This is a genomic window from Micromonospora rhizosphaerae (assembly GCF_900091465.1).
GTDB classification, from domain to species: Bacteria; Actinomycetota; Actinomycetes; order Mycobacteriales; family Micromonosporaceae; genus Micromonospora; species Micromonospora rhizosphaerae.
In genome coordinates, this window is sequence record NZ_FMHV01000002.1 from 6812671 (window position 1) to 6832955 (window position 20285).

Sequence of the window (20285 nt, forward strand, 5' to 3'; positions counted from 1 at the left end):
TTCGGTAAGGAGGTCGAGTGGCTACCACCATCACCGCACCAGCCACTGGTCGACCCGCTCAGGGCCAGGCCGGGACGGGGCGACGCGCCGGCGTGGGGCGGCTGGCCGCCCTGCTGCTCTCGCCCACGCTTCTCGTACTCGGCCTCGTCATCGGCTACCCGATCGTCTCCGCGTTGCGGCTGTCACTCCAGGTGAGTTCCGAAGGAATCAACCCGGAGACCGGGGTCATTGAGCGGACCAGCCGCCTCGGGCTGGACAACTACACGGGCATCTTCTCCGGTGACACCGGCAAGCTGTTCTGGAACTCGTTCTGGAACACCACCACCTTCACTATCGCCTCGGTGATCATCGAGATGCTGATCGGTGTCGCCATGGCCCTGGTGATGAACCGGGCCTTCCGGGGCCGCGGACTGGTCCGGGCCAGCATCCTGGTGCCGTGGGCCATTCCCACGGCCATCTCCGGCCTCCTCTGGCGGTGGATCTTCCAGGCCGACGGCGTGGCCAACCAGCTCCTCAACGCCAACATTCTCTGGACCACCGAGGGCTTCCAGTCGTGGGTGGCCGTGGTCATCGCGGACACCTGGAAGACCGCGCCGTTCATCGGGCTGCTCGTGCTCGCCGGGCTGCAGATCATCCCGGCGGAGACGTACGAGGCGGCCCGGGTCGACGGCGCCGACGCATGGAAGACCTTCTGGAAGATCACCCTGCCGCTGGTGCGTCCCGCCCTGGTGGTCGCCGTGCTCTTCCGCATGCTCGACGTACTGCGGATGTTCGACCTGCCGTTCGTGCTGATCGGTCCGCACAAGCAGTCGGTCGAGACGCTGTCGATGCTGTCGTGGTACGAGGTGAACAACCTCAGATTCGGCACCGCCGCGGCGTACGCCATGGTGCTGTTCCTCTACGTGGCGGTCGTCGCGTTCGTGTTCGTGCGAGTTCTGGGCGCCGACCTGTTCGGCCGGGGGACGGGAGGTCGACGATGAGCACCACGAGCGGTGCGGTACTGGCCGAAACCGTGGCCGAGGGGGGCGGGCCGCGGCGGCCGAAGGCTCGCGCCCGGCGTCGCGGTCCTGGCTTCTGGTACTACCTGGGCATCACCCTGATTGTGGTGTACTGCCTGGCGCCCTTCTACTGGATGGTGGTCTCGGCGCTGCGCCGGCCGGCGGACCAGTTCTCCAACGATCCGCTGCCCTTCCCGCCGTCGCTGGACAACCTCCAGGCGGCCTTCTCGCCGGCCAACGGGTTCACCCGGGCTTTGATCAACAGCCTCATCGTGGCCGGTTGCACCACAGTGCTGACGCTGATCATCGGCACCTTCACGGCATACGCGCTGGCCCGGCTGGAGTTCCGCGGCAAGACGCTGATCCTCAGCCTGATCGTGGCGACCTCGATGTTCCCCGGCATCCTGGTCGTGGTGCCGCTGCTGCAGCTGTTCGTGAACATCGACTGGATCAACACCTACCAGGCGATGGTCCTCCCCAGCCTCAGCTTCGCGCTGCCGCTGGCGGTCTGGAACCTCACCGTGTTCTTCCGCCAGATGCCGTTCGAGCTGGAGGAGGCGGCGCAGATCGACGGGGCCACCCCGGCCCAGGCGTTCCGCAGGGTGATCCTGCCGCTCGCCGCCCCTGGCGTGTTCACCACGGCGATCCTCGCCTTCATCGCCGCCTGGAACGAGTTCATCATCGCGGTCAGCGTGGTCAACGACAACGACCGGAAGACGGCGAACGTGATCGTCTCCCAGTTCACCGGGCAGTACCAGTTCGACCAGCCGTTCGGCACCCAGATGGCCGCCGGCGTGGTGGTCACCGTCCCGCTCGTGATCATGGTGCTGCTGTTCCAGCGCCGCATCGTGGAGGGCCTCACCGCCGGCGGGGTGAAGTAGTCGGCAGCCGGCGGCGCGGCGGTGACCTCACCGGTTCACCGCCGCGCCGCCGGACCCGATGCCAGCACCCACCCTGCCGAACCGCCGGTGATCCCGCCCACTCGGCTGGTCGTCCGCGAATCGACCGCCCCACTCCGGGCATCCTGAGCGGAATCATCTGCCGCAGCCTGGGCACAATCACCGCATCGCACGGCTCGACACACGGGAGAAGGCCCTGAACATCAACGCGACGCACCAGGAACCGTCCGCTGGCCCCGCCACCGGGTGGTGGACCGAGGCCGTCATCTACCAGGTCTACCCGCGCTCCTTCGCCGACTCGGACGGCGACGGCATCGGCGACCTCCCCGGCATCACCGCCCGTCTCGGTCACCTGGCCGAGCTGGGCGTCGACGCGGTCTGGCTGTCGCCGTTCTATCCGTCGCCGCAGGCCGACGCCGGGTACGACGTGGCCGACTACCGGGACGTCGACCCGCTCTTCGGCCAGCTCGCCGACGCGGACAAGATGATCGCCGAGGCGAAGGCGCGGGGGCTGCGCGTCATCGTCGACCTGGTCCCGAACCACACCTCGTCCGCCCACCCCTGGTTCCAGGACGCGCAGGCCGCCGGGCCGGGCAGCCCGGAGCGGCAGCGGTACATCTTCCGCGACGGGCGCGGACCGCAGGGCGCCGAGCCGCCGAACGACTGGCAGAGCGTCTTCGGTGGCCCGGCCTGGACCCGGGTGCCCGACGGGCAGTGGTACCTGCACCTCTTCGACACCGGCCAGCCCGACCTGAACTGGGGCAACCCCGAGGTCCGCGCCGAGTTCCTGGACATCCTCCGGTTCTGGCTGGACCGGGGCGTGGACGGCTTCCGGGTCGACGTGGCGCACGGGCTGATCAAGCAGGCCGACCTGGCCGACTGGCAGGAGCCGCAGGAGATCCTCTCCGGCCCTGAGGTGGACAAGCCCCGACCCCCGATGTGGGACCAGGACGGGGTGCACGAGATCTACCGGGAGTGGCGGCGGCTGCTCGACTCGTACGACGGCGAGCGGATCCTGGTCGCCGAGGCCTGGGTGGAGCCCGCCGAGCGGCTGGCCCGCTACGTCCGGCCCGACGAGATGCACCAGGCGTTCAACTTCGAGTACCTGCTCGCCGCCTGGACCGCCCCGGCCCAGTACGCGGTCATCACCCGCTCGCTGGAGTCCACCGACGCGGTCGGCGCCCCCACCACCTGGGTGCTCTCCAACCACGACGTCGTGCGGCACGCCTCCCGGCTCGGCCTGCCGATCGGCACGCCCCGACCGAACGGCATCGGCATCGGCGACCCGCAGCCGGACGCCGCGCTCGGCCTGCGCCGGGCCCGGGCGGCCACCCTGCTGATGCTCGCCCTGCCCGGATCCGCTTACCTCTACCAGGGCGAGGAGCTGGGGCTGCCGGAGCACACCACGCTCCCGGACGAGGCGCGGCAGGACCCGACCTGGGAGCGCAGCGGGCACACCGAGCGGGGCCGGGACGGCTGCCGGGTGCCGATCCCGTGGGAGGCCGACGCCCCGTCGTACGGCTTCGGGCCGACCGACGCGAGCTGGCTGCCGCAGCCCCCGCTCTGGGCCGAGTACGCGCTGGACCGGCAGCGCGGGGTGCCCGGGTCGACGTACGAGCTGTACCGGACCGCGCTGCGGCTGCGCCACGAGCACGGGCTGGGCCGGGGCACGCTGCGCTGGCTCTCCTCCGGCGACGAGGTGCTCACCTTCACCAACGGCGGCGTCACCGTGCTGACCAACTTCGGCGAGGTGCCGGTGCCGGTGCCGGCCGGCGCGGAGCTGCTGGCGGCGAGCACCCCGCTCGACGAGGATGGCCGGGTCCCGACCGACGTGACGGTCTGGTTCCGCTCCTGACGGGTTGAGAGGGCCCCCTGTACAACGCGAGGCGTTGACGGGGGCCCTTTTCCTTACAGCCGGTCGGCGCGGGCGTGCAGGAGGTCGTGCACGGCCTCGATGTCGCCCGGGGAGGTCCGGGCGGCGAGCCAGTACATGACGCCGGTGGGGATGAAGAAGAACTGGAAGGCGGCCAGCCCGACGGCGTAGTTCAGCGGCGGCGGGAACGCCGCCCGCAGCCCGTGGAAGGCCACCCCGACCAGGCCGTTGCCGGCCGCCCGGCCGACCCCGTTGACCAGGTTGCCCAGGCTGTAGACGGTGCCGCGGTGCTCGGGCGGGTTGACGTCCGCGATCAGCGCGAACCAGTTCGGCGAGTTGGCCGAGGTGAGTGCCAGCGCGACCACGGCGGTCAGCAGGCTCAGCCCGACCGTCGGCTCGGTGACCACGCTGGCCAGCACCGCGCGGACCACCGCCCACCGGCTCCCGCCGTCCGGGACGTCGATGCGGATCGGCACGAAGAACAGGACCAGGTAGAACGGCACGGCCGCGAGGATGCCCACCGCCGCGACCAGGGCCCGGCCCCGGAGCGTACGCCGTTGCAGCGCGTCCCCGACCAGGCCGCCGACGATGGAGAGCACCCCGCCGAGCTGGAACAGGGTGGCGAAGACGCTGCCCACCACCACGGCGGTCGCCGCCGAGTAGCCCTGCGCCTCGGCCCGCTGGGCGAAGAGCACCGGCAGCCACACCAGCGATCCGAAGGCCGCCTGCGCGGTCAGGCCCTGAAGGATCAGCCACCGGTTGGTCCGCCGGGCCAGGATCCGCGGCAGGTCGGCTCGGCTGATCCGGTAGTCGTACTCGGCGCCGGCGTCGAGCGCCCCGGCCAGCTCGGGCTCGCTCTGCCCGCGCCGGATGTTGTACGTGAAGAGGTAGGCCACCGTGGCGACCAGCCCGACCACGGTGAGCACCACGAACGGGCGTCGCCAGTCGGTGTTGCCGAGGATCCCGCCGGTCAGCGTGCCGGCGAGGGTGCCGACACCCTGGGACAGCCCCCAGAAGCTCATCACCAGGCCTCGGCGGCGGGGGGAGATCAGGTCGGTGACCACGGAGAAGCCGACCGACCCGACCGCCCCCAGCCCGATCGCGGCGAGCAGTTGGGCGGCCAGGAAGGCCGGGTAGTGCTGGGCGAGCGCGCTGCCGCCGGTGCCGGCCGCCCAGATCAGGGTGCCGATCATGAGCAGCGGCTTGCGGTCGGCCCGGTCGCCCACGTACGCCCAGGCCACCGCCGCCACCGCGCTGGCCAGGAAGCTCACCGCGGTGACCAGGCCGAGCAGCCGCTGCGACACGCCCAGCGCCCCGGAGATCGGCCCGTACAGCGGCGGGACCAGGCCGATCGCCACGTTGTCCAGCGAGGCGAGCACCACGAACACCACGACGCTGTAGAACCGGTGCGCCGCGTTCCCGCGCCGGGAGATCCTGGTGCTGGTCATGCCCGGCAGCCAACCAGGAGAAGATCACGACCGGATGACGAACCCGGCCGAGCGGCCGCTCCGCCGTTCACTCCCGCGCCGCGCCGACCCGGTCCACGGTGTGGTCGCGGGCCCGCGCGTACCGCTCCCGGATGGCGGGGACGGGCTCGGTCGCGTACTCCTCGGTGTCGGCCACCGTCCACGCGGGTGGCGCCGCGCCGCCCAGGGCGACCCACGCGGCCTGGCGGGCCGCGCCGTCGGCGACATACTCCCCCGGCGGCGGCACGACCACCGGCCGGCCGAAGACCCGCGGGGCGATCCGCCGCACCGCCGCCGAGCGGGCCCCGCCGCCGACCAGGATCACGCGGTCGACTGTCGCGCCCTGCGCGATCAGCGCGTCGAGACCGTCGGCGAGCGCGCAGAGCATCCCCTCGACCGCGGCCCGGGCCAGATGGGCCGGGGTGGCGGTACGCAGGGTGAGCCCGTGCACGGCGCCGGTGGCGTCCGGCCGGTCCGGGGTCCGCTCCCCCTCCAGGTACGGCACCATGACCAGCCCGTCCGCACCGGGCGGGGCGGCCAGCGCCAGGTCGCTCAGCTCGTCGAGGCCGACCCGGAGCATCGCCGCGGCGGCGTCGAGGACCCGGGCCGCGTTGAGCGTGCAGACCAGCGGCAGGAACCGGCCGGTGGCGTCGGCGAACCCGGCGACCATGCCCGTCGCGTCGGCGGCCGGCGCGTCCGCCACGGCGAAGACCGTCCCCGAGGTCCCGATCGAGACGACCACGTCGCCGGGACCGGCTCCGACACCCAGCGCGGCCGCGGCGTTGTCCCCGGTCCCGGGGCCGAGCAGCACCCCGCCGGACTGCGCGTGGGCCGACGCCGTGCCACCCGGCCGGTGCCGGAGGCCGGGCGACGAGCCGCCGGAGCCGACCTCCGCCAGGGCCCCACCGAGCACACCGGGATCGAGCGGCCCCGCCGGCTCGGCGGGGCCGAGCACGGTGGGCAGCCGCGGCGTCCGGCCGAACGCCCGTTCCAGCAGGTCCAGGCGGTACTCGCCGGTCCGTGGCGACCAGTAGCCGGTGCCGCTGGCGTCGCCCCGGTCCGTTCGCAGCGCGTCCAGCCCCGGCGCGCCGGCCAGCCGCCAGGTCAGCCAGTCGTGCGGCAGGCAGACCGCGGCCACCCGGTCGGCGTTCGCCGGCTCGTGCCGGGCCAGCCAGCGCAGCTTCGTGGCGGTGAAGCTGGCCACCGGCACGCTGCCCGCCGCCTCGGCCCAGAACCGCCGGCCGGCCTCGCCGCCGCCCGCCTCCGCGATCAGGTCCTGGGCGGCCCTGGCCGAGCGAGTGTCGTTCCACAGCAGCGCCGGTCGGACCACCCGGCCCGCCTCGTCCAGGCAGACCATGCCGTGCTGCTGGCCGGCGACCGAGACGGCCGCGACGTCGGCCAGCCCGCCGGCCGCGTCGACGGCCGCCAGCAGGGCGTCCCACCAGGCCTGCGGGTCGACCTCGGTGCCGTCCGGGTGCGGGGCCCGGCCCTGCCGGACCAGCGCGCCGGTCTCCGCGTCCCGGATCACGACCTTGCAGGACTGGGTGGACGAGTCGACCCCCGCGACGAGCGGCATGGCGGCCCGCCTCAGCGCGCGCCGAGCAGGTGCTCGACGGCGAGCTGGTTGAGCCGGACGAAGCCGAAGCCCTTCGCGCCGGCCGCGTCCGGGTCGAACTCCTCGAACGCGGACCGGTCGGCGAGCAGGTCGGCGTAGCTCTCCCCCGGGTTCAGCGTCGGCGTGGCCAGGTCGGTGACCTTGCTGGCGGCCAGCGCCTCGGCCACCTCGGGGTCGGCCCGGAACGCCGCCGCCCGCTCCTTGAGCAGCAGGTACGTGCGCATGTTCGCCTCGGCCGAGGCCCACACCCCGGTCATGTCCTCCGTGCGGGAGGGCTTGTAGTCGAAGTGCCGGGGGCCGTCGTACGCGCGCCCGCCGCCCGGCCCGCCGTGCTCGAGGAGGTCCACCAGGGCGAACGCGTTGAGCAGGTCGCCGTGGCCGAAGACCAGGTCCTGGTCGTACTTGATGCCGCGCTGGCCGTTGAGGTCGATGTGGAACAGCTTGCCCTGCCAGAGCGCCTGGGCGATGCCGTGGGCGAAGTTCAGCCCGGCCATCTGCTCGTGCCCGACCTCCGGGTTGAGCCCGACCAGCTCGGGGTGGGCCAGGGTGGAGATGAAGGCCAGCGCGTGCCCGACGGTGGGCAGCAGGATGTCGCCGCGCGGCTCGTTCGGCTTCGGCTCGATCGCGAAGCGCAGGTCGTACCCGGAGTCGACGACGTACTGGCAGAGCAGGTCGACCGCCTCCCGGTAGCGGTCCAGCGCCGAGCGGACGTCCTTGGCCAGGTCGTACTCGGCGCCCTCCCGGCCGCCCCACATCACGAAGGTGCGGGCGCCGAGCTGGGCGGCGAGGTCGACGTTGCGCAGCACCTTGCGCAGCGCGTACCGGCGGACGTCGCGGTCGTTGCTGGTGAAGCCGCCGTCCTTGAAGACCGGGTGGGTGAAGAGGTTGGTGGTGACCATCGGGACGACCAGGCCGGTCTCGTCGAGGGCCTTGCGGAACCGGGTCAGCCGGGCGTCGCGGGTGGCGGCGTCCGCGCCGAAGGGGACCAGGTCGTCGTCGTGGAAGGTGATCCCGTACGCGCCGAGCTCGGCGAGCCGGTGCACCGCCTCGACCGCGTCCAGCTCGGGCCGGGTGGCGTCGCCGAACGGGTCACGGGCCTGCCAACCCACCGTCCAGAGACCGAAGGAGAACTTGTCGGCGGGGGTGGGACGGGGTGCCATGGCAGACCTCCGGTGGTGTCGTCCGCAATTTGTTCAGTGGTTGAATTAAATGACCGACGTGTGGCAGTGTCAAGAGGTGACCAGCGCAAGCACCGCCGGAGCGGTCCGGCAGGGCAGTCTCCGCGAGCTCAACCTCGCGGTGGTGCTCGGGCGGATCGCCGCCGCCGAGCGACCGCCCTCCCGGGCGGAGCTCGCCACCGACACCGGCCTGACCCGGGCCACCGTCTCGGCCGTCGTCGACGACCTGATCGCCGGCCGGCTGGTGACCGAGGCCGACCCCGCGCCACGTACCGGAGCCGGCCGGCCCGCCCGAGGCCTGGTGCTGGCCGACCACGGCCCGGCCGGGCTCGGCCTGGAGGTCAACGTCGACTACCTGGGCGCCTGCGTGGTCGACCTGGCCGGGACGGTCCGGCACCACGTGGTGCACCGCGTCGACCTGCGCCCGGTCTCCCCCGCCGACACGCTGGCCCGGCTCGCCGCGCTGGCCGCCGACGCGCGTGCGGTCGCCGTACGCCAGGGGTTGACCCTGGCCGGCGCGACGCTGGCGGTGCCGGGCCTGGTCGGCGACGGCGGCCTGGTGCGACTCGCCCCCAACCTCGGCTGGCGGGACGTGGATGTTCCCGGACTGCTCGCCGGACACCGGCTGGCCGAGCCGGTCGACGGGGTGCCGCCGCTGGTGGTCGACAACGAGGCCAACCTGGCCGCGCTCGGCGAGCTGCACGCCGGGCCGCCCGGCGCGGCCAGCTTCCTGCACATCTCCGGCGAGGTCGGCATCGGCGCCGGGATCGTGCTCGACGGCGTGCTCTTCCGCGGCGTGCGGGGCTGGAGCGGGGAGATCGGCCACGTCCCGGTGCACCCCGAGGGACGGCCCTGCCGCTGCGGGGGCCGGGGCTGCCTGGAGCGGTACGCGGGCCAGGAGGCGATCCTGGCCGCGGCCGGGCTGGCCGGCGCCGAGCTGCCCGCGGACACCGCCGCGACCCGGCTGGCCGACCTCGCCCGGGCCGGCGACCCGGCCACCCTCGCCGCGCTGGCCGACGCCGGGACCGCGCTCGGGGTGGCCGTCGCCGGGGTGGTGAACCTGCTGGATCTGGACACCGTGGTGCTCGGCGGCGGATACGCGCCGCTCGCGCCCTGGCTGCGGCCGCCGGTCGTCGCGGAGATCTCCCGCCGGGTGCTCACCGCGGCCTGGTCACCGGTGACGGTGCGGCCGGCGGCGCTCGGCGCCCAGTCCGCGGCCGTGGGCGGGGCGGCGTCGGTGGTCCGCCGGATCGTCGACCGGCCGGTGGGTTGGCTGACCCGCTTCGGATGATGGTGAGTGCCGAGATCGGGCGGTCAGGGTCGTCAGGCGGATTGCGCGACGGGCGGATCCCCGGCCGAGGCGGCCTCGGGCCGCTCCGCCACCGGCTCCTCCGGCCGCTCCGCCGAGGCCTGCAGCACCGGCCAGCCGGCCTCCAGACTCTCCCGGCGGCGGGCGCTCTCGTCGAACTCGCTCATCCCGCGCAGCAGCGCCTGGCGCCCCTCCGGGGTCATCCCGGCGAGCACCCGGGCCAGTCGCCGCCGGCGGTCGGCCCGCAGCTCGGCCAGGAGGCGGCTCGCCTCCGGCGTCAGGTGCAGGGAGATCTCTCGCCGGTCGAAGCGACCCGGCTCACGCTCGAGCATTCCGGCGGCGACCAGCCGGTCGCAGAGCCGACTGGCCGAGGAGAGCAGCATGTCCATGAGCGTGGCGAGCCGGCGGAGGTTGATCCCGTCGTACTGCTCGACGACCATGACGGCACGCAACTGGGCGCCGGAGAGCCGGCTGGTGGTGCTCTCGCGGGCCGCCTCCCAGACGGCCAGCAGGGTGCCCGCCGCCTCGTCCAACGCGGCGGCCATACTCGCTTCTGGTCCGTACGGACCGTGTTCCTCGGCCATGGTGGGCCCGAGACTACCCCGCCCACCCGGCCGCCGACCTGTGCAAAGGAGCAAAGATGAGCGGACCGGAGGATCGGGCGCGCCGGACCCTCACCGAGGCCCCGGCGGACCTCCTGCTCGACCGCCTCGCCGCCGAGCTGGCGCGGTCGTACCAGGTCACCGGGGTCGAGCTGTTCCAGGTCGACTACCGGCTGGCGGTGCTCCTTCCGTTCACCGACGGTGACCCGATCACCAAGCCCGGCCACCCCGCCTGGCGGTGCTTCGACCATCAGGAGCCGATCGTCGCCGACGGGGCCGGCTGGTTCCCGGTCGGCATGCGCGGCGAGCGGCGCGGGGTGCTGCGGCTGTCGCCGGTCCCGGACGACCCGGCCGCCGTCGGTGAGCTCGCCGCGATCGCCACCGCGCTCGGCCACGAGCTGGCCGCCGTGACCCCCAGCACCGACGTCTACATCATCGCCCGGCGCGACCGCCGGCTGACGCTCGCCGCGGAGATACAGTGGGAGCTGCTCCCCGGCCGCAGCCGGATCCGCCCGTCGTTCAGCCTGGCCGGGCAGCTCGAGCCGGCGTACGCAGTGCGAGGTGACAGCTTCGACTGGTCCGACGACGGCCGCCGGCTGCGGCTCGCCACGATCAACGGCTCGGGCGAGGGGGTGGCCGCCTCCATGCTCACCTCGCTGGCCATCCACGCGCTGCGCAACGCCCGCCGGGCCGAGCTGGCCCTGGCCGACCAGGCCGCCCTGGCCGACCAGGCGATCTACGCCCTGCACCGGGGCGAGCAGCATCTCTCCGCCCTGCTGCTGGAGTTGGACCTGGCCTCCGGGGCGATGACCGTGGTCGACGCGGGCTCGCCGCGCCTGGTGCTGCTGCGCGACGGCGAGGTCAGCGAGCAGGTCCTGGAGAAGCAGTTCCCGCTCGGCATGTTCGAGGGGACGGACTACCGGGAGCAGCACTTCCATCTGCGGCGCGGGGACCGGCTCTTCGTGGTCAGCGACGGGGTCATCGACGCGACCGGGCAGAACGTCCGGTACGGCGAGACGGCGCTGGACCGCTTCCTCCGCCGTACCGGGCCGATGGCACCGCTGGACGCGGTCCGGTCGTTGATCGGCGACCTGCGCGCCTTCGTCGCCGCTGACCTGGTGGACGACGCGGTGGCGGTCTGCCTGGACTGGCGGGGGCCGCAACCCTGACCGGCGCGCCGGCCCCGGCGCGCCCCCGTGCCGGGACCGGGCCGCGCCGATCGACTCAGTACGCGCCGCGGCTGTTGATCACCGCGCCGAAGGTCTTCCAGAGGATGGTCAGGTCGGCGGCGAGGGACCAGTTCTCCACGTAGTAGAGGTCCAGCCGGATGCCGTCCTCCCAGCTCAGGTCGGACCGGCCGCTGACCTGCCAGAGGCCCGTCATGCCGGGCTTCACCAGCAGGCGCCGGGCCACGTCGCCGTCGTACCGGGCCACCTCGGAGGGGATCGGCGGACGGGGACCGACCAGGCTCATCTGGCCGAGGAGCACGTTGGCCAGCTGGGGCAGCTCGTCCAGGGACCACCTGCGCAGCAACCGGCCGATCCGGGTGACCCGAGGGTCGTCGCGCATCTTGAACATCAGGCCGTCGGTCTCGTTGCGCGCGGCCAGCTCCGCCAGCAGGGCGTCGGCGTTGACCACCATGGTGCGGAACTTGAAGACGCCGAACTCCTTGCCGCCCTGGCCGACCCGGACCTGACGGAACAGCACCGGTCCCCGGCTGTCCAGCTTGATGGCGAGCGCGATCACCACCAGCACCGGCAGCAGCAGGGCCAGCGCCAGGAACGAGACGGAGCGGTCGACCAGGCCCTTGACCAGCTTCCGGGCCCCCCGGAACTCGGGCGCCTCCACGTGGATCAACGGCAGGCCGGCCACCGGCCGGGTGTGGATGCGGGGACCGGCGACGTCGGTCAGCGCGGGGGCGACCACCAGGTCCACCCCGGTCCCCTCGAGCTGCCAACCGAGCCGGCGCAGCCGGGCGGCGGTCAGCTCGCCGGAGGCGGTGACCGCCACGGTGTCCGCGCCGATGGCGGTGGCCGCCTCGGGGATGCCGCGGAACGAGCCCACCACCGGGACGTCGCCCAGCCGTTGTGGCACCGGGGCCAGCAGCGCGTCGGGGATGCAGGCCCCGACCACGTGGTAGCCGGCGTACGGCTCCCGGCGCAGGGTGTGCACCAACTCCAGGACGTGCGCGGCGTCGCCGACCACCAGCACCTTGCGGGACCAGCCGGCGCCCCGGGACCGGGCATGGTGCAGCCGCTTGCGAGCGGCGAACCGGGCCAGCTCGAGCCCGACCGTGCCGACCGCGAACGAGATGGCCAGGAAGCCCCGGGAAACGCCGACGTCGGCGATGTAGCCGACGATCGCGATGCCACCGGCCAGCCGCAGGCTCGCCTGGCTGACCCGCCGGTACTCGTCGGCGCCGTAACCGAGCACCCGGTCGTCGTAGCAGCGCAGCGCCTTCAGCGAGATCAGCCAGGTGAGCAGCAGGCCGGGGGCCACCACCACGTACGGAATTTCCGAACCGGTCGGCTCGTCGTCACCGAAGCGGGCGACGTACCCGACGAGGATGGCCACCACCAGGACGGCGGTGTCCAGCACCGCCAAAAGCCGGACGTACGCCCGCTCGTCGGCGCGCGTCGCCGGTCCGGGGGGGTCGCCTCCCGGTCGCGGCGCCCTGGCGGGGGTCAACAGGGTAGCCGAGGTCACCGACCGTCTCCACTTCGCTCAGGACGGCCCCGGACGGCGACCGACCTCGGTTGAACACCGGCGGCGCCGGAGCACTCCGACATCTTGCCTCGGTAATTATGGACGCCGATTGCTTCGGACGCATTGCCGTCAATCTTCTTGCGCGATGGACGGCGGGAAGTGATCCGCCGTACCGGCCCGGTACGGCGGATCACTTCGCCACTCGGCGACGAATCAGCGCGGCGCGGCCGGGCGTAGCGCGATCGCCTGCAGGAAGATCTCACCGATCTTGGTCGGGTCCGTGGCGATGAAGGCACCGCCATCGGCCTGCTTCGCGATCGTTTCGAGCTCCGTCTTGCTGACGTCGGGACCGATACCGATGATGATCACCCGCACCGGTTGCTCCGGGTCCTTGAGCTTCTTCAGCTGCTGGAGCAGTTCGGCCCGGGAGATGCCGTTGTCGTCCTCGTTCTTGCCGTCGGTGAAGAGCACCACCGAGTTGACCCGGTCCGCCTCCCACCCCTTCTGGACCTCCTTGTAGGCCGCCAGCACCGTGTCGTAGAGGCCGGTGTTGCCGGCCGACGGCTTGATCGACCCGAGCCCCTGCCGCAGCTCACTCCGGTTGTTCGACAGGCGGTCTATCGGGATCACCGGCTTCCAGTCCTGGGAGCCCCTCAGGTTGGTGGAGAAGACCCACAGCCCGATCGACCAGCTGTCGTCGAAGAGGTCCAGGCCCCGAGTGGCGGCCGCCACCGTGACCTGCTCGCGGCTGGCGCCGCGGGCGGTCGGCACCGGCTGCTTCATCGAGCCGGAGACGTCGACGACGGCGAGCATGCGACCGGACTGGGTGGCGACCGCCCAGGTGGTCGTGGCCCTCTCTATCGCGCTCGGGTCCAGCCCAGCCGTGCCGCCCTGACCGGTCGGCGGCACGCTCGCCCCGCCGGCCGGGCTCGGCGCGCCCTGCGGCGCCTTGAACCCCGCACCCCAGTTGCCATCCGGCGCGCGCAGTGACTGCGCTGCCAGCCGATTGCGGAAGCCCGGGGTGGTGAGCACCTCGAAGAGCACCTTCGCGGCCGAGGCCTTTGCCGGCTCGATGCCCGGCAGCACCGCGAACGGGTAGTCCAGCGGCATGGCGCCGTCGAGGTAGAGCGCGGCCAGCTCGACCGGCGGCTCGGTCGCGTTGTACGCCATCACGTCCTCTTCGGAGAGCGCGGCGGCGCCCAGCCCGTTCGCGATGGCCGTCGGGTCCTTCGAACGCGGGAAGCGCGCCAGCAGGTCCTGGCGCAGCGAGGAACGGTTGGTCGCCAGGGCCCGCAGCGCCCCGGTCATCGCCTCCTGGGCCTTGACGGGGTCGGTGCCGCCGACGGAGCTGGCGGCGGCGCTCAGCGCGAGCAGCCCGGAGAGGCCGGCCGCGTCCTGCGTCGGCTCCACGATGCCGGCGCGCAGCGGCGGCTTGCTGGTGATCACCTGCCGCAGCAGGTCGGTCCAGGTCAGCTTTTTCTCCGGCCAGCCGAGCTTGGCGGAGGCAACCGGCTCGGGGACCGCGACCACCACCGGGCTGCGGGCGATCGAGGCGCCGTTCGCCGGGGCGAACGCGGTGGCCCCGCCGTTCTTGAGCCGCAGCAGCCAGGTGGAGGAGTCCGGCACCCAGACGTCCGGGGTGACCGCGGTGCGGCTCGGCTGACCGATGCCGGCCAGGGTGGCGCCGTGCTTGCTGGCCACGGCGGCGGCCACGTCGGACGACTCGGCGGAGGCGACGTTCACCGCGATGCAGGTGGGGCCGACCGCCGCCCCGTCCGAGACCCACTGGTCGGCCGCCGCCTTCACCGCCGGGGCGATCTCCGGGGCGGCCGCCAGGGACAGCTGGATCTGCCCAGAGCAGGACGGCCCCGCCAGCTGCTGGTAACCGAACCAGGAACCGGCGACGACGAGGGCGAGCGCGATGACCGCCGCGGCGGCACCTGCCCCGCGGAGACGTGAACGCATGCGATGGCGGCCAGACACGGTGACCATCTTGCGTATCTCGTGGGGTTACTGCCACAACCGTTCGGACGAAAGTTACGCAGGAGAAACAGTTGATCACCAAACCGTAACGCTGAGTGAACGGTCAGTGATCCGGCGTGCTGCCGGTCCACTCCGGACGGTGGCGCGCCGACCGCTCAGGGTCGCCCCCGCTACGGCCGGACGCAGGTCGGGCTGGCCGACGGCACCGGCTCCCCCACCGCCTCCGGCACCCCCGTGGCCGGGTCCACCCGGAACGTCCTGATCATGTCCGCGCGCTCGTCGGCGACGTAGAGGTGCTCCCCGGCCAGCGCGAAGTGCCGGGGCCACTCCCCGCCGGTGTCGACTTCGGCCACCAGCTCCGGCAACCCGTCCGCCACCGAGAAGACGGCGATCGTGCCGACGCCCCGGTTCCCGACGTAGAGGAACCGGTCGTCCGGCCCCACGGCGATCTCGGCGGGCTGCACGTGCCCGGACCGCTCGCTGGCATCCACCCGGCCCCGCTGGTGCAGCGCGCCGTCGGCGGTCAGGTCGTACGCGGTGACGGTGGCGTCCAGCTCGCCGACCAGCCAGCAGCGTCGTCCGTCCGGGTGGCGGGCCAGGTGCCGGGGCCCGGTCCCGGCCGGCGTACGCAGCCGCGGGGCCCGGGACACCAGCCGACCGGAGGCGGCATCGAGGTCGTACCGGTAGACCGAGTCGGTGCCCAGGTCGACGGCGAGGAGCGGCCCGCCGTCCGGGTCGGGCGAGACCATGTGGCAGTGCGGTGCCTCCTGGCGCTCCGGGTCCGCGCCGTGACCCTCGTGCCGGACCAGGTCGCTGCGCTCCCCCGGCACGCCGTCGGGGTCGAGCGGAAAGACCGCGACGCTCCCCCCGCCGTAGTTCGCCACGAAGAGGTGCCGCCCGTCCGGGGCGACCGCCAGGTGACAGGGCTCGGCGTCACCGGTCGGGCGGACACCGAGCGGGCTCAGGTCACCGTCCGGGGCCACCCGGAACGCAGTGACCTCGCCCTCAGCCAGCTCGTTGACGGCGTACAGCACCGGCAGCACCGGATGCCGGACCAGGAACGACGGCGACGCGGTCACCGCCGCCGTGCCCAGCGGGGTCAGCTCCCCGGACGCCGGATCCCGGCGGGCCACGACGATCCCTTCGGCCCGCCCGCCGCTCTCCGCCGTGTAGCCGCCGATGTGGACGATCGCGCCCTGACCGGTCACCGGACCCACCTTCCGCCGACTCCTCCGTTGATCCAACCAGAGGCTTCCCGGGAAGCCCGCGGCTTAGCCATGTTTCCCGGGACCAATTCGGAGACCGGCCGGACGGGCGGACGGCCGCCCACCTGCTCCGCCGACCCGAGGATCAGGCGACCGGCACCGGCTGGCCCCGCTGCCGGGCGACGTGCTCGACCAGCGAGATCAGCAGCAGCTTCCCGGACTGCCGCTCCCGGACGTCGCAGAGCATCATCGGCACGTCCGGGTCCAGGTCGAGCGCGTCGCGGACCGACTCCAGGCTGAACCGGCGGGCCCCGTCGAAGCAGTTCACCCCGACCACGAACGGGATGCCGCGCTGCTCGAAGTAGTCGATCGAGGGGAAGCAGTCGGCCAGTCGGCGGGTGTCGGCGAGCACCACCGCGCCGAGGGCGCCGAAGGCCAGCTCGTCCCAGAGGAACCAGAACCGGTCCTGGCCGGGGGTGCCGAAGAGGTAGACCTGAAGATCCTCGTTGATGGTGATCCGGCCGAAGTCCATCGCCACGGTGGTGGTCGACTTCTGCTCCACGCCGGCAAGGTCGTCCGTGCCGATCCCGGCCCCGGTCAGGACCTCCTCGGTCTGCAGCGGCCGGACCTCGCTCAACGCGCCCACCAGCGTCGTCTTGCCGGCCCCGAACCCTCCGGCGATCAGGATCTTCAGGGCCAGCGGGATCCGGTGACCGGACCCCTCCCGGTCATAGCGCACGGAGTCCACTGACCACCGCCTTGAGGATGTTGTCGGCGGGCAGATGTGCGGCGGCCGGTGGCTCGTGCACCGCGACGAGCCGCCGGGCGAGGAGGTCGCCGAGCAGCACGTGGACCACGCCGACCGCGAGATCCAGATCCGCGGCGAGGTCGGCGACCGCGACCGGCCGCCGGGCCAGCTCGACCAGGCGCCGGTGCTCCGGCTGCAGCCCGGGCTGGCCGGTGGGGTCGGCCGCCGGCTCGGCCAGCACGAACGCGACCACGTCGAAGCCCTCGACCGCGGGCCGGACCCGACCGCCGGTGAGGGTGTACGGACGGACGACCGGGCCGGCGGCGGCGTCCAGCCACTCGTGCTGCGGCCCGGGCGACTCAGCCCGCATCGGCGGCACCCGACGCCGTCCGGGCCGGGGCGGTCAGGTTCTCACCGACCCGGATCACCAGCATCGCCATCTCGTACGCCACCAGGCCGATGTCCGCGTCCGCGTCGCTCACCACCGCCAGGCAGGCGCCCTGCCCGGCGGCGGTGACGAAGAGGTACGCGGACTCCATCTCCACCACGGTCTGCCGGACCGGGCCGGCCGCGAGGTGTCGGGTGGCCCCCTTGGCCAGGCTCGAGAAGCCGGAGGCCAGCGCGCAGAGGTGCTCCGCGTCGCTGCGGCTCAGCTCGGCGGAGGCCCCGAGCAGGAGCCCGTCCGCCGACAGCATCACCGCCTGGCGCGCGGCCGGCACCTGCTCAACCAGCTCGTCGAGCAACCAGTCGAGATCGGCGTTCTGCCTCGTCGTGTGCACCACTAGGCGTCCCTCTCAGTTCCGGTCCGGGGTTCGGGAGTCACCGCCGGCTCCGACGGGGTGGGTTCGGTGGCCGGCTCCGGGGCGGCGGGGGCGGTCGGGGTGGCCGCCGCCCCGGCACCATCCCGGCGGCCGCGGGCGGTCCCCGCCTGGAGCGCGGACATCGTCCGGCGCACCTCCTCGGGCGGCCGGTGCGCTGGAGCGTCGGCGACCGGTGGCCGGGGACGCGCCGCGGGTCCGCGCCGACGGACCCGGCGGGGCAGTCCGTCGCCGTCCGGGGCCGCCTCGACGGACGAGCCGCGGCCGGCGGCGAACGGCGCCGGCGGGGTGGCCGATTCGGGGCGCTCCCGGGTGGGTCGGGTGGTCCGCGGCCGGGGCAGCGTGCCGAGCCGGGTCACCCTGGCCATCCGCCGGTCGTCCGTTGTCGACGCCGCCCCGGCGTCCGGGCGGGCCGCCCCGACGGCCGGCTCGTCCGTGATCAGGTCGGCGGGGATGAGCACCACCGCCGTGATCCCACCGGGGTTGGCCGACCGGAGCTGGACCCGTACGCCGTGCCGCGCGGCGAGCCGGGCCACCACGAAGTGCCCGAGCCGGGCGCTGTCGGCCGGGTCGAACTCCGGCGACCGGGCCAGCTTGCCGTTGGCCTCCTCGATGGCCTGCGGCGGCATGCCCAGCCCCCGGTCGGTGATCTCGACCGCGTAGCCGTTCGGCACGGCCTGCCCGGCCACCTCGACCCGGGTGCCGGGCGCGGAGAAGACGGTGGCGTTCTCGATCAGCTCGGCCAGCAGGTGGATCACGTCGCCGACGGCCCGGCCGAGCACGCCGGCCGGCTGGACGGCGCCGATGTCGACCCGGTCGTACGACTCCACCTCGGAGATCGCGCCGCGGATCACGTCGACCGCGGCGACCGGGTTCCGCCAGCCCCGACCGGGCGCGGCACCGGCGAGGATGACCAGGTCCTCGGCGTGCCGCCGGAGCCGGGTGGCCAGGTGGTCGACCTGGAAGAGGCCGCCCAGCTCGTCCGGGTCCTCGGTCCGTCGCTCCAGCCGGTCGAGCAGCGCCAACTGCCGGTGCACCAGGCCCTGGCTGCGCCGGGCGATGTTGAGGAAGACCTCGTTGAGGCCGCGGCGCAGGACGACCTCGTCCACCGCGGCCTGGACCGCCGTCCGCCGTACCTCGTTGAAGGCCCGCCCCACCTGGCCGATCTCGTCGCCGCCGTGGTCCAGCTCGGGCGCCTCCCGGGCGACGTCGACGTCCTCGCCCCGGCGCAGCCGGGCGACCACGTCGGGCAACCGGTGCTCGGCCATCTCCTGCGCGGCGGTGCGGACGCCGGTCAACCGCCCGGACAGCGAACGGCCGACCCGCAGCGCCACCAGGACGCAGACCACGATGGCGAGCAGGCCGAACAGCCCGGCGGCGGCGAGTCGGACCAGGATGCCGACCGCCATCGGCACCGAGCGTTCGGCCAGTCCGTCGGCCTGCTTCAGCTCGAAGTCCCGCAGGCTCTGCTGCACGTCGGCCTGGCTGGTCTCCCAGGCACGCACGTCGAGCCCGGGCGGCAGGCCGTCGGCGCGGATCAGGGTCTCCTGCAGGGCGCGCAGCCGCACAAAGGACTCTCCCTCGGTCAGCTGCTGGTACGCGGTGCGGTCCGCGGCGGGCAGTTCGGCCACCGCGGACTCGACCAGGAAACGCTGATTGTTGATGGTCTGTACGAGCTGGGCGTGCTCGCCCTCGGCGAACCGGCCGGCGGTCAGCGCGCCGGTGAGCAGCGCGTCGGTCTGGCCGAGCAGCTCGCGGGACCGGCCGAGCGCGGTGAGCGCGCGCGCCTCCCGGTTGAGGTCCTCGTCGGGCAGCATGGCCATGGCGGAGAAGGCCTGGAAGGCCGAGGAGATCATCCCGCTGTAGAGGCCGAGCGCCCCGGCCCGGTCCACCTGCCTCCGGTCGATGAAGCCGCGGCCGGCGGGCAGCGCGTCCAGCGCGGTGACCAGCTGGTCGAGCCGGGTGTCGAGCAGGTCGGTGGCGGCGTCGCGCAGGTCATCCCCGCCGACCCGGCGACGCAGCTCGGCGACCGCCCGGTCGGTCCGCAGCCGCTGCTCGGCCAGCGCCGGCAGCTCGGTGTCGCCGGCGAGCTGGATCACCGAGAGGCGGCGTTCCCGCTGCAGCTCGGTGACGACCGTCTGGCCGGGGCGGCCGAGGTCGTAGAGCAGGGTCCGCGCGGCGAGCAGGTCGAGCGCGGGACCGAAGGTGAGCGTGGTGGCGAAGATCCAGAGCGCCAGCAGCGCGGTCACCGGGCCGATGACCAGCGCGGTCAGCTTGGCGCGAATCGGCCAGTCACGGGTGTTCATCAAACCTCGCCCGGAAGGTGTCGCAGGGGTGACGCCGGCACCGGCCGGACAGCTTCCCGGCCGCGGCGCCGGGCTCCGGCTCGCGGCACCTTGGGCAGGATACGTAATCCCGGCCGGATGCACTACCGGCCGTCTCGCCGATCACTACCGTCCGGGATGCTCGCTGTGGACACCGTTGGACGCGAGCGTCCCGCCGGAAAGGACCGCGGGGCGCTCGTGTCGGGTGTGGACCGGGCGTTGACCGAGATGCCAAATCCCTCGGGCGACCCGGCGGCCCGACACGAACGGGGGTACTCCCGGTAGGAGTCGTCCGCCTCCCGCAGACCGACCACCGAGGACGGCTCGAAGTTGATGTGCAGGTTGGCGCCCCGGTTGTCCACTCCGTACGGCATCTGGCGGCCGCCCTGGTTGGTGCTGGCCGCCACGTCCTCCCGCGGCCGGTCCCGGTCCGAGGACGGTGTCGGTGATCGGACCGCACTCCCGGCAGACCAGGTGTGTGTGTCGCGCGATGCCCGCCCGGGCTTCGGGTGTGGAATCGACCAGGAAAGACCCGCGGATCGGGATTGCTGATCAGTGGGC

Annotated in this window: 16 protein-coding genes; 5 read left to right on the top strand and 11 right to left on the bottom strand. The window is 73.5% G+C overall.

Going from position 1 to position 20285, the window contains the following annotated elements:
* The first annotated feature begins 17 nt into the window (after positions 1–17).
* The 3 genes from GA0070624_RS32090 (at position 18) to GA0070624_RS32100 (ending at position 3752) form a co-directional block, all read left to right on the top strand.
* Entirely contained in the window at positions 18–980 is a 963-nt protein-coding gene (locus GA0070624_RS32090; RefSeq protein ID WP_091347196.1) for a carbohydrate ABC transporter permease, read from the top strand.
* Positions 977–1879 carry a carbohydrate ABC transporter permease gene (locus tag GA0070624_RS32095; protein WP_091347198.1) on the top strand — a complete coding sequence of 301 codons (903 nt, stop codon included), beginning with the start codon at positions 977–979 and terminating at the stop codon, positions 1877–1879. The genes GA0070624_RS32090 and GA0070624_RS32095 overlap by 4 nt, the downstream gene beginning before the upstream one ends.
* Before the next feature lie 214 nt (positions 1880–2093).
* A complete protein-coding gene (locus GA0070624_RS32100) occupies positions 2094–3752 on the top strand; it encodes a glycoside hydrolase family 13 protein (protein ID WP_091347200.1) in 1659 nt (552 codons plus the stop codon).
* 53 nt (positions 3753–3805) lie between these two features.
* Here the strand turns inward: GA0070624_RS32100 and GA0070624_RS32105 are convergent, their stop codons facing one another.
* The 3 genes from GA0070624_RS32105 to xylA form a co-directional block, all read right to left on the bottom strand.
* Complete coding sequence (locus GA0070624_RS32105; RefSeq protein ID WP_091347202.1) at positions 3806–5218, bottom strand: MFS transporter; 1413 nt, start codon at positions 5216–5218, stop codon at positions 3806–3808.
* A gap of 67 nt (positions 5219–5285) precedes the next feature.
* Complete coding sequence (locus GA0070624_RS32110; protein ID WP_091347205.1) at positions 5286–6812, bottom strand: xylulokinase; 1527 nt, start codon at positions 6810–6812, stop codon at positions 5286–5288.
* 11 nt (positions 6813–6823) lie between these two features.
* Positions 6824–8011: a xylose isomerase gene (gene xylA, locus GA0070624_RS32115; protein ID WP_091347208.1), complete on the bottom strand. Its 1188-nt coding sequence runs from the start codon at positions 8009–8011 to the stop codon at positions 6824–6826.
* 49 nt (positions 8012–8060) lie between these two features.
* Between xylA and GA0070624_RS32120 the strand changes: the two genes are divergently transcribed.
* Positions 8061–9320, top strand: a complete 1260-nt coding sequence (locus GA0070624_RS32120; protein WP_091347210.1) for an ROK family protein — start codon at positions 8061–8063, stop codon at positions 9318–9320.
* A 32-nt stretch (positions 9321–9352) separates the two neighbouring features.
* Here the strand turns inward: GA0070624_RS32120 and GA0070624_RS32125 are convergent, their stop codons facing one another.
* A complete protein-coding gene (locus tag GA0070624_RS32125) occupies positions 9353–9883 on the bottom strand; it encodes a MarR family winged helix-turn-helix transcriptional regulator (protein WP_091347212.1) in 531 nt (176 codons plus the stop codon).
* Between the two features lie 95 nt (positions 9884–9978).
* Here GA0070624_RS32125 and GA0070624_RS32130 point away from each other — a divergent pair, with 95 nt between their 5' ends.
* The gene (locus GA0070624_RS32130) at positions 9979–11109 is read left to right on the top strand and encodes a PP2C family protein-serine/threonine phosphatase (protein ID WP_091347213.1); all 1131 of its coding nucleotides are present in this window, start codon (positions 9979–9981) and stop codon (positions 11107–11109) included.
* Positions 11110–11164: 55 nt separating this feature from the next.
* Here the strand turns inward: GA0070624_RS32130 and GA0070624_RS32135 are convergent, their stop codons facing one another.
* The 7 genes from GA0070624_RS32135 to GA0070624_RS32165 form a co-directional block, all read right to left on the bottom strand.
* Positions 11165–12646 carry a sugar transferase gene (locus GA0070624_RS32135; protein ID WP_091347215.1) on the bottom strand — a complete coding sequence of 494 codons (1482 nt, stop codon included), beginning with the start codon at positions 12644–12646 and terminating at the stop codon, positions 11165–11167.
* A gap of 213 nt (positions 12647–12859) precedes the next feature.
* Entirely contained in the window at positions 12860–14611 is a 1752-nt protein-coding gene (locus GA0070624_RS32140) for a VWA domain-containing protein (RefSeq protein WP_091350287.1), read from the bottom strand.
* 188 nt (positions 14612–14799) lie between these two features.
* Complete coding sequence (locus GA0070624_RS32145; protein ID WP_176731949.1) at positions 14800–15837, bottom strand: lactonase family protein; 1038 nt, start codon at positions 15835–15837, stop codon at positions 14800–14802.
* 142 nt (positions 15838–15979) lie between these two features.
* Positions 15980–16582 (bottom strand): GTP-binding protein, encoded by a 603-nt coding sequence (locus tag GA0070624_RS32150; RefSeq protein WP_091347219.1) that lies wholly within the window; start codon positions 16580–16582, stop codon positions 15980–15982.
* A complete protein-coding gene (locus GA0070624_RS32155) occupies positions 16563–16952 on the bottom strand; it encodes a DUF742 domain-containing protein (protein WP_091350290.1) in 390 nt (129 codons plus the stop codon). The genes GA0070624_RS32150 and GA0070624_RS32155 overlap by 20 nt, the downstream gene beginning before the upstream one ends.
* Entirely contained in the window at positions 16942–17364 is a 423-nt protein-coding gene (locus GA0070624_RS32160) for a roadblock/LC7 domain-containing protein (RefSeq protein ID WP_091347221.1), read from the bottom strand. Before GA0070624_RS32160 ends, GA0070624_RS32155 begins: the two co-directional genes overlap by 11 nt.
* The gene (locus tag GA0070624_RS32165) at positions 17364–19706 is read right to left on the bottom strand and encodes a sensor histidine kinase (RefSeq protein ID WP_091347222.1); all 2343 of its coding nucleotides are present in this window, start codon (positions 19704–19706) and stop codon (positions 17364–17366) included. Before GA0070624_RS32165 ends, GA0070624_RS32160 begins: the two co-directional genes overlap by 1 nt.
* Between the last annotated feature and the right edge of the window lie 579 nt (positions 19707–20285).

Bases quoted from the DNA above. Each gene is read 5' to 3' on its own strand.
- GA0070624_RS32095 (WP_091347198.1), top strand. From the start codon at position 977: ATGAGCACCACGAGCGGTGCGGTACTGGCCGAAACCGTGGCCGAGGGG.
- GA0070624_RS32165 (WP_091347222.1), bottom strand. From the start codon at position 19,706: ATGAACACCCGTGACTGGCCGATTCGCGCCAAGCTGACCGCGCTGGTC.
- xylA (WP_091347208.1), bottom strand. From the start codon at position 8,011: ATGGCACCCCGTCCCACCCCCGCCGACAAGTTCTCCTTCGGTCTCTGG.
- GA0070624_RS32120 (WP_091347210.1), top strand. From the start codon at position 8,061: ATGACCGACGTGTGGCAGTGTCAAGAGGTGACCAGCGCAAGCACCGCC.
- GA0070624_RS32125 (WP_091347212.1), bottom strand. From the start codon at position 9,883: ATGGCCGCCGCGTTGGACGAGGCGGCGGGCACCCTGCTGGCCGTCTGG.
- GA0070624_RS32105 (WP_091347202.1), bottom strand. From the start codon at position 5,218: ATGACCAGCACCAGGATCTCCCGGCGCGGGAACGCGGCGCACCGGTTC.
- GA0070624_RS32110 (WP_091347205.1), bottom strand. From the start codon at position 6,812: ATGCCGCTCGTCGCGGGGGTCGACTCGTCCACCCAGTCCTGCAAGGTC.
- GA0070624_RS32130 (WP_091347213.1), top strand. From the start codon at position 9,979: ATGAGCGGACCGGAGGATCGGGCGCGCCGGACCCTCACCGAGGCCCCG.
- GA0070624_RS32155 (WP_091350290.1), bottom strand. From the start codon at position 16,952: ATGCGGGCTGAGTCGCCCGGGCCGCAGCACGAGTGGCTGGACGCCGCC.
- GA0070624_RS32140 (WP_091350287.1), bottom strand. From the start codon at position 14,611: ATGCGTTCACGTCTCCGCGGGGCAGGTGCCGCCGCGGCGGTCATCGCG.